We start from the raw sequence: 8,763 nt of genomic DNA, 5'->3' as shown, positions 1-8,763 counted from the left end.
GCGGATGTTCTACAAATAAAAAATAATTTGATGTTGGTAAGTTGACCTCTTCTCGCCTGTTTCGTATTTTTAAATCGACAATCTCCTTAAACAAAGCCTCCTGAAAATCCCAAGCCAATTTATAATCCAACAAACCTAAATCATCCTTCCAAACAACTTTATTCATAATCTCGTTTTAATGTACAAAAATACAATTTTATACCTTAATATATATCCCTATTTTTTTTGAAGCGAATGGCTCGGGCTTTTTCAGTAAACCATGTTCCCGCCATCCGCTTTATCTTTTGCTTTGCAAAAGGATGCCGCTGCTGTCGGGGCTAAAAAGTAATCCTTGTAAAAACCCCACTTCAAAATAAATTCATACCGAAAATTAACTCATCAATACATCGACACATCCACACATTAAACCATTGACACATTCCCAAATAATCCCTATCTTTGCACGCTTAAAAAACGATACTATGCAACTTTCGGAACAAGAAATCATCAGAAGAGAAAAACTGAACGGACTTCGTCAGTTAGGGATCAATCCCTATCCTGCCGATTTATTTCCTGTAGACCATACTTCCAAACAAGTGAAAGAAAACTTTGAAGAAGGAAAAAAGGTGATCATCTCCGGAAGAATCATGAGTATTCGCGATCAAGGAAAAGCTTGTTTTGCCGAACTGCAAGACAGCACAGGTCGTATTCAACTGTATGTGAACCGTGATATGCTTTGCCCGGGCGAAGACAAAACCTTATACAACCAAGTTTTTAAAAAGCTAACCGATTTAGGCGATTTTGTAGGTATAGAAGGTGAATTATTTACCACAAAAGTGGGTGCTCAATGCGTTCGTGTTGATCACTTTACTTTTTTGAGCAAAACTTTACGTCCACTACCTTTACCAAAAACAGACGAAGACGGGAAAGTATACGACGCTTTTAACGATGCTGAATTACGTTACCGCATGCGATATGTTGATTTAGTTGTAAATCCGCATGTGAAAGAAGTTTTTGTAAAGCGAACAAAACTTTTTAATGCCATGAGAACGTTTTTTAACGACAGAGGTTACTTTGAAGTTGAAACTCCCATCTTGCAATCTATTCCAGGTGGAGCAGCGGCACGTCCGTTTATCACACACCACAATAGTTTAGACATTCCGTTATACATGCGAATTGCCAATGAATTATACCTGAAAAGGCTAATTGTTGGTGGATTTGACGGTGTTTATGAATTCTCCAAAAACTTCCGTAACGAAGGAATGGACAGAACCCACAACCCGGAATTCACTGCCATGGAAATTTATGTAGCCTACAAAGACTACAATTGGATGATGGAATTTACTGAAAACTTATTGGAATATTGTGCTTTACAAGTAAACGGTACGACGAATGCAACATTTGGTGAGCATAACGTGAATTTCAAAGCACCTTATGCACGTGTAACCATGACCGATGCCATCATTCAATTTACGGGTTTTGATATTTCCGGAAAATCGGAAGATGAGCTCAGAACAGCTGCTTTAGGAATGGGAATCCAAGTGGATGACACAATGGGAAAAGGAAAATTGATTGATGAAATTTTTGGAGCAAAATGCGAAGGAAATTTTATTCAACCCACTTTCATCACTGATTATCCAAAAGAGATGAGTCCGCTATGCAAAGAACATCGCTCAAACCCTGAACTTACGGAACGATTTGAATTAATGGTTTGTGGCAAAGAAATCGCGAATGCTTATTCTGAATTAAACGATCCGATTGACCAACGCGAACGTTTTGAAGCCCAATTAAAATTAGCCGATCGTGGTGATGATGAAGCCATGTTTATTGATAATGATTTTTTAAGAGCCTTAGAATATGGAATGCCACCCACATCCGGTTTAGGAATCGGAATGGATCGCTTAATTATGTTTTTAACTAATAATCAATCCATTCAAGAAGTTTTATTCTTTCCGCAAATGCGTCCTGAAAAAAAGCAAGTTGAATTGACCGACGATGAAAAAGTAATTATCGAAATATTGAAAACGTCCAACAACATTGGCTTAACTGAACTAAAAGAAAAAACTGCGTTAAGCGGAAAAAAATGGGATGCAGCCATGAAAGGTTTGGCTAAACATGCTTTAGTTAAAGTAAATGTTGATGGAGAATTAAAAACTGTTGAGTTAAAAAGCTAAGAAGAACACTTTAGTAAAACAAATCCCGACTTATAAAAAGTCGGGATTTTTTATTTCTAGTAGCTTTGTGAACCTGCAAGAGCTGAAGCAAATATTGCTCCAAACAAAACGCCAAATAAGATCACCAAACCGATTACTACAGCTAAAACAATCAACTGTGCTTTGGCCCAATTTTTCCTATTTACATTTTCGGTATCGCTAAAAGCATATACAAAAAGCATAATAAAACCTACCAAAGGAATGGCCATAATTAACAAGGTAATAAGCCAGTCTTTTACTGACATTGGTTTTTGATTTGAATTGTCTAATTCATTCATGATTTTAAAGTTTTTTATGGTTAATTTCATGCAATATATAAAATATATTTTCTTAATCTGTGTGCAAATAAAAAATTAAAAATTAAACCTTTTTCTACTTACATAGTCTTAGCTATATAATCATTAAAATCAAAGGAAATGAAAAAATTAGTAGTTGTCGCAGTTCTGTTAGTTGGATTTCTAACATTTGCACAAGAAAAAGGAGAACAAAAAGGAGACAGAAAAGCCCGTATGGAAAATCGTGAAAGTCTTTCCCCGGAACAGCAAGCCGAACTTCAAGTGAAAAGAATGACTCTTGATTTGGATTTAAATTCAAAACAACAGGGAGAAATTAAAAAAATTGTGTTGGAACAAGCTAAAAAAAGAGAAGCTAAAAAAACGCAATGGAAAGCAAATAAAGAAGCCGGAAAAACAGCAAGTAAAGATGAAAAATTTGCTATGAAAAATGAAGCATTGGATGAACAGATTGCTATGAAAGCTGAGATGAAAAAAATTCTTACAGCGGAGCAATTTTCAAAATGGGAAGCCAAACAAGCTGAAAGAAAAGACAAAATGGAAAAACAAAGAGACAGAAAAGCAAAAAAACAAAATGAACGCAAATAAATTTAAAGATAATATTTTGTTAATTAGCCATTTTGATTTATATTCGCCTTTTAACTAATCAAATAATTAACTTTATCATGAAAAAAATTGTTTCTATAGTAGTATTAATGATTGCTTTTGGCTTTTCAGCAAACGCTCAATCTAATTTGAAATTAGAGTCTGACGCAAAATCAAAAGATCAAAACGTTAAAGAAATGGCATACAGCGAGTTGAGAGAGCTTTCATCTGTTGTTGAATTAACACCTGAATTAAAAAATGATTTTCTTACCTTGTTAGTAATGAGAAATGAAGCCGTAAATAACGCTAAAACTTATGAAGAAAAGGCTGCAATTTATGAGCGATTTGGTCAAAAACTTTTAAGTGGTTTAAGTGAACAGCAATCAAAAAAGTTGTCAGAAAACAAAGAGCTATATAATAAATTAACGAATTTAAAATACAGCATGAAATAAAAAAATCCCGGTTTAAAACCGGGATTTTTTTTATAAATTTTTTGAAACTTTATCAATTGCTTTAATTGTAAAATCTAAATCGTCATAAGTTAAAGCATCTGTTATAAACCATGTTTCGTAAGCTGAAGGAGCAATGTAAATTCCTTCTTGCAATAATCCGTGAAAGAACTTTTTAAACCTATCATTATCCCCTCCTTTTGCTGTTTCAAAATCAACTACCGGACTTTCATTAAAATGAACCGAAATCATTGAACCAACTCGGTTAATTGTAAAAACGACGTTGTTTTGATTCAAAACCCGACGAATTCCATTCTCTAAATAAGCAGTCTTTTCGTCTAATCGTTTGTAAATATCTTTTTCGCTGTTAAGTTCTTTTAACATTGCCATACCGGCTGCCATAGCCAAAGGATTTCCGGACAAAGTTCCGGCTTGATAAACCGGTCCTAATGGAGCCAAAAAGTTCATTATTTCACTTCTTGCTGCAAAAGCTCCCACCGGCAAACCTCCACCAATAACTTTTCCAAAACAAACGATATCCGCATATACATTGTACAATTCTTGTGCTCCACCTTTTGCAAGTCTGAATCCTGTCATAACTTCATCAAAGATTAATAAGGTTTCGTTTTCATTGCACAAATTTCTTAATCCCTCTAAAAATCCCTTTTGCGGTGGAATACAGCCCATATTACCGGCTACGGGTTCTACTATGATAGCTGCAATTTCATTTTTATTATTTTCAAATAATTCCTGAACGTTTTTCAAATTATTATATTGAGCCAATAAAGTATCTTTAGCGGTTCCTTGGGTTACACCCGGACTATTTGGTATACCAAACGTACTAGCCCCACTTCCTGCCTGAATTAAAAAAGAATCCGAATGACCATGATAGCAACCGGCAAATTTGATAATTTTATCTCTTTTAGTAAATCCGCGAGCAAGACGAATGGCACTCATACACGCTTCTGTACCTGAATTAACGAAACGAATTTTATCAATGTTGGGCACCATTGAAACAACTAGTTCTGCTATTTGTGTTTCCAGTTCAGTGGGCATTCCAAAAGAAGTTCCCAATTTGGCTCTTTCCGTGATGGCTTGGATGACAGGTTCATGGGCATGACCCAGAATCATTGGTCCCCATGAATTTATATAGTCAATGAGTTTATTTCCGTCTTCATCATATAAATAAGCACCTTTGGCACTTTTAGCAAAAATTGGAGTTCCACCTACTCCTTTAAATGCTCTTACCGGAGAGTTTACTCCGCCTGGTATTACTTTTTCAGCTTCCGCAAATAATTTGCTGCTTCGTTGGTATTGCATGGGTAATTTTTTGAATTATTTTAGATAAATAACCTGACCTACAGATAATGAATCTGATTTCATGTTATTATTGCGTTTTATTTCTTCTATCGAAATATTGAACTTTTTAGAGAGTGAATACAATGTATCACCTTTGGTTACCACATATTCCTTATCTACAGATTTACTTGAAATAACTTTTTTCGAGGAAGAAGCTGAACTTCCTAATACTTCTTCATCATATTGATTTAACTGATAGCGTTCAATCAAGCTGATCAATTTGTCAGGATATTTTGTGTCGGTTGCATATCCTGCTGCTCTGAGACCATTTGCCCATGCTTTGTAATCATCTTTTGGCAATTCAAAAAGGGATGCATAACGGCTTCTTGTAGTCAAAAACAAAGAGTGGTCTCGGTAGGAGTCGGCTGGGTCATCATATTTTCTAAAACATTCTTGAGCGGCATCATCATCATGTCGAACGCTTGGTCCGCTCCATTCTTTATGACACTTTATTCCAAAATGATTATTAGCTCTTTTGCTTAAAGAGCCTTGTCCAACTCCCGATTCCAGAATACCTTGAGCAAGAGTTATACTTGCAGGGATTCCATGTTGACGCATGTTGTCTTTCGCTATATCTTTAAAATCATCGATGTAACTGAGAACCATTTCTGTTGTCACTTTTACATTCGACGTAGCTTCCAAAACCTCTGTTGTCGGTTTTTCAGAATTTTGCATTGGTTTTTGAGTCGATTTACCGGAGGTTGTAGATTTAGCTATAGGTTTCTTTGTGGTACGAGTTACTGGTGTACTTTTCTTAGTTGTTCGCACAACCGGTTTCGAACTTGAACAAGCAACTATTAGTAACAAACCGAAAATAAATAACATTCTTTTAAACATCGAACTCTATTTTTTGTAATTTTTTGTTTTCTAACTTTACATTCATCCCCTTAACACCTTGTAATCCGCCGGTATGTATGGCTAAGATTTTTGAGCCTATTGGAAAATAATTTTTCTTTATCAAATCCTCTATTCCAAACATCATTTTACCTGTGTAAACGGGATCTAAAGGTGTTTTAGTGTTATTGTAAAATGAATTTATATATGCTATCAATTCATTTGATGTTTTAGCATAACCTCCAAAAGTATACTCTTCTATTAATTCCCAATTTTCTTTGGTTACAAATTTACGAATATCATTTTTTAAAAAACCTCCTGATAAAGCTGAAAAACCAATTATTTTTTGATGTTTTAAGCTAGTGTTTATTAATCCGGAAATCGTTCCGCCGGTTCCTACTGAACAACAAATATAGTCAAACGTATTGTCATCTTCTGTTAAAATCTCTTCACAGCCAAGAATGGCCAATGTATTTGTTCCTCCTTCCGGAAGCAAATAAAAGTTTCCAAAAAGTGATTTTAAATTCTTTAAGTATAATTCTGAATCTTTATTTCTGTAGTTTTCTCGTGTTTCAAAGTAGAATTTCATTCCGTTTTCTTGAGCAAACGAAAGGGTAGAATTTTCCATTACTTTTGATGAAAGTTCTTCTCCGCGAATTACACCAATCGTTTTAAAACCATATTCCTTTCCGGCAAAAGCAACAGCGGCAATATGATTTGAAAAAGCTCCACCAAAAGTCAATAAGGTTTTATGTCCTTCTTCTTGTGCTTGAATGAGGTTATATTTGAGTTTTCGATATTTATTGCCGGATATAAAAGGATGAATCAAATCTTCTCTTTTTATGTAAAGCGAAACTTGATTATTAAATTCTTTTATTTCCTGATTAAAAACATCAAAAATCATAGAGATACAAAGGTATTGAAATGCTATTAAATAAAAAAGACAGCTCGTTTGAACTGTCTTCGAATTATTGTATAAATTATTTTTAATTCACTCTAAAAATAGAAACTTTTTTACTTATTTCTTGATTGTCTGCTGTTACTAATTTTACAATGTAAATACTTTCACTCAATCCAACTGTAGGAAAGGAATAAAGCTCCTCGGCTCCTAACTTTTCTTTTGTAAAAATCAATTTACCAGTAATATCAAACAATGTAGCTGATTTCAAATCAACTAAATTGGGGTTTTTGATGGAAAGTAATTCATTTTCATTGTTTTGTACAATCATGAATTGTTCACTTTTAACTGTTTCATTACCCAACGATTCGTCTAAGAAAGTAACTTCAAATCGATTTGCTGTAGTTCCACCAGCCGGTAAAGTAATATCTACAAAACCATTTTTGATATCATGATAAATATTGGTTTCACTATCAAAAAGAAAGATATTCTCAGCATCATTAAAATTTATAATTTCGCCAACATAGACTCTGAAAGTAGACTGATTAACCGCTTTTAAGGCAAATGGAACTCTTTTATTAATAATGAAAGGCAATGTTGAAATAGCAAATTGGTTATTATCGGTTAAAGGAAAATAAACGTCTGTCGGTAAATTTAAACCTTGCATTGGTGCGTCGTAAGCATTGTCAAGACCATCGGTTGCGTTTGGATTGAAAGCTAAAACAACCTCTCTGGTAAACTGATCATTCAGTATCGTTTGAATCCTGATTTGAGGAACTTGCAATTTAGAAAACTGTGTATAATCAGTTCCTGTTAAATTTGGAATTGAAGGCCAATTCATATCTGATTCTGAATTTGTCAAATCGTTTGTTGCATTACGTTCAAATTGAGAATTTTCCACAACACCTTCTTTATTGAAAACTCGGTAGCGATTTCTCATTATTGCATTTCCTGAAGCAACTGATCCTTTTATGATAAATCCTTGTCCGACTGGAGAAAACATTCTACGGTAATTTACTCCTGAGGATCCAGCAGATGTATTTGGAGAACCATCTCCATTGTAAGTGTTCCAAGGAGCACTCGTATAGGTTCCGGGAGAAAATGCGTTAACATTATTTGGTGTATAAACCCCATAACCGCCAACATAATCTGATAAGGTATGCGATGTAGCCGGTTTCTGGTGTTCCCAAAAATAAGCAAGACCATTGATTATTGGCGAACCTGAAGGTGTCACAACCCCAGTTACATAATCTACAGAGTAACCGTTATTTTCTAATAAAAACAAATTTAAATTAATTGCAGAAGGATATGGATTACCTGTTAAAGTACTTTCTGTATATCCGGTTCCTCCATCAACAGAATTTCCGACAGGAATATTAATTGTACCATCGTTTGGTTTACCTCTGAAATCATAACGCTGGTTGTTTCCGGGATTATTTTGAACACCTAAAACAGTGGTATTATCAGAACCGCTTACACCTTTCATTGTGAAACCTTGACCGGCGGCAATGGAAGTGGCTGCAGCAATGTAACTCCAATTTGAATATTGACTTGTTGTAGTTAGTGTATATATCCAACGACTTGAAATAGTAAGTGCAGTATTAGTGGTAGAACCATTCAAACTTGTTGTAATAGCTTCGCCTCCAAATGACGTTAAACCGGTTGGACGTTTTAATAACGTAATTCCAAAATTTGAATTACCCACAGAGGCAGAAGGCTCACCTACGGGTGAACACCAATAATTATAACCAAAATTATTTGAAGTTCCTTCTTGAAAAGCGGACAATGCTCCTAATCCTGTATTGGAAGAACCTCCTGTAGTCTTTTGAAGCAATTGACTTTCATTTCGCAAATAAATATTTCCTGTGCTAGCCAAATTTACATCTTGGGTAACCGTTACATACTGATCATTCACATACAAAAAGCTACCGGAGCTAACAAACAATTGAGCTTGAGATTGCACCGCGAAAGTAACAATTCCGATAAAGACAAAAAACTTGAGTAATCTTCTCATAATTAAAAACTTAAAAAACAAATTTAACTATTTATTTCATTCAGTAATGATTTACAGATATTTTTTTTTAACAGAATAAGAAAATAAGCTAATCATTGTTAAAAAAAGTATTGAAATTATCGACAAAGAGCATATAAAA

Annotated in this window: 8 protein-coding genes and 1 pseudogene; 3 read left to right on the top strand and 6 right to left on the bottom strand. The window is 34.5% G+C overall.

The window, feature by feature from the left end; genetic code table 11:
• Positions 1-166 (bottom strand): annotated as a pseudogene (locus ACIQ0M_RS08670) (lipoyl(octanoyl) transferase); the annotation flags it as partial.
• A 295-nt stretch (positions 167-461) separates the two neighbouring features.
• Here ACIQ0M_RS08670 and lysS point away from each other — a divergent pair.
• Positions 462-2,153: a lysine--tRNA ligase gene (lysS, locus tag ACIQ0M_RS08665; protein WP_396151453.1), complete on the top strand. Its 1,692-nt coding sequence runs from the start codon at positions 462-464 to the stop codon at positions 2,151-2,153.
• 56 nt (positions 2,154-2,209) lie between these two features.
• Here the strand turns inward: lysS and ACIQ0M_RS08660 are convergent, their stop codons facing one another.
• Positions 2,210-2,470, bottom strand: a complete 261-nt coding sequence (locus ACIQ0M_RS08660) for a hypothetical protein (protein WP_396151452.1) — start codon at positions 2,468-2,470, stop codon at positions 2,210-2,212.
• 138 nt (positions 2,471-2,608) lie between these two features.
• Here ACIQ0M_RS08660 and ACIQ0M_RS08655 point away from each other — a divergent pair, with 138 nt between their 5' ends.
• Both ACIQ0M_RS08655 and ACIQ0M_RS08650 read left to right on the top strand, forming a co-directional pair.
• Positions 2,609-3,073, top strand: coding sequence for a hypothetical protein (locus ACIQ0M_RS08655; RefSeq protein ID WP_396151451.1), 465 nt, complete (start codon positions 2,609-2,611; stop codon positions 3,071-3,073).
• Positions 3,074-3,150: 77 nt separating this feature from the next.
• On the top strand, positions 3,151-3,522 hold the full coding sequence (locus ACIQ0M_RS08650) for a hypothetical protein (protein ID WP_396151450.1): 372 nt from the start codon (positions 3,151-3,153) through the stop codon (positions 3,520-3,522).
• A 30-nt stretch (positions 3,523-3,552) separates the two neighbouring features.
• Here ACIQ0M_RS08650 and hemL read toward each other — a convergent pair whose 3' ends face one another.
• The 4 genes from hemL to ACIQ0M_RS08630 form a co-directional block, all read right to left on the bottom strand.
• Complete coding sequence (gene hemL / locus ACIQ0M_RS08645) at positions 3,553-4,839, bottom strand: glutamate-1-semialdehyde 2,1-aminomutase (RefSeq protein ID WP_396151449.1); 1,287 nt, start codon at positions 4,837-4,839, stop codon at positions 3,553-3,555.
• Positions 4,840-4,854: 15 nt separating this feature from the next.
• On the bottom strand, positions 4,855-5,553 hold the full coding sequence (locus ACIQ0M_RS08640; protein ID WP_396151448.1) for a glucosaminidase domain-containing protein: 699 nt from the start codon (positions 5,551-5,553) through the stop codon (positions 4,855-4,857).
• Positions 5,554-5,707: 154 nt separating this feature from the next.
• Complete coding sequence (locus tag ACIQ0M_RS08635) at positions 5,708-6,616, bottom strand: 1-aminocyclopropane-1-carboxylate deaminase/D-cysteine desulfhydrase (protein WP_396151447.1); 909 nt, start codon at positions 6,614-6,616, stop codon at positions 5,708-5,710.
• A gap of 82 nt (positions 6,617-6,698) precedes the next feature.
• Entirely contained in the window at positions 6,699-8,624 is a 1,926-nt protein-coding gene (locus ACIQ0M_RS08630; RefSeq protein WP_396151446.1) for a T9SS sorting signal type C domain-containing protein, read from the bottom strand.
• Between the last annotated feature and the right edge of the window lie 139 nt (positions 8,625-8,763).

Source organism: Flavobacterium sp., from assembly GCF_044339515.1.
In the GTDB taxonomy this organism is placed as follows: domain Bacteria; phylum Bacteroidota; class Bacteroidia; order Flavobacteriales; family Flavobacteriaceae; genus Flavobacterium.
The sequence above is the reverse complement of the archived record's forward strand: the minus strand, read 5'-3'. Positions and strand labels throughout refer to the sequence as shown.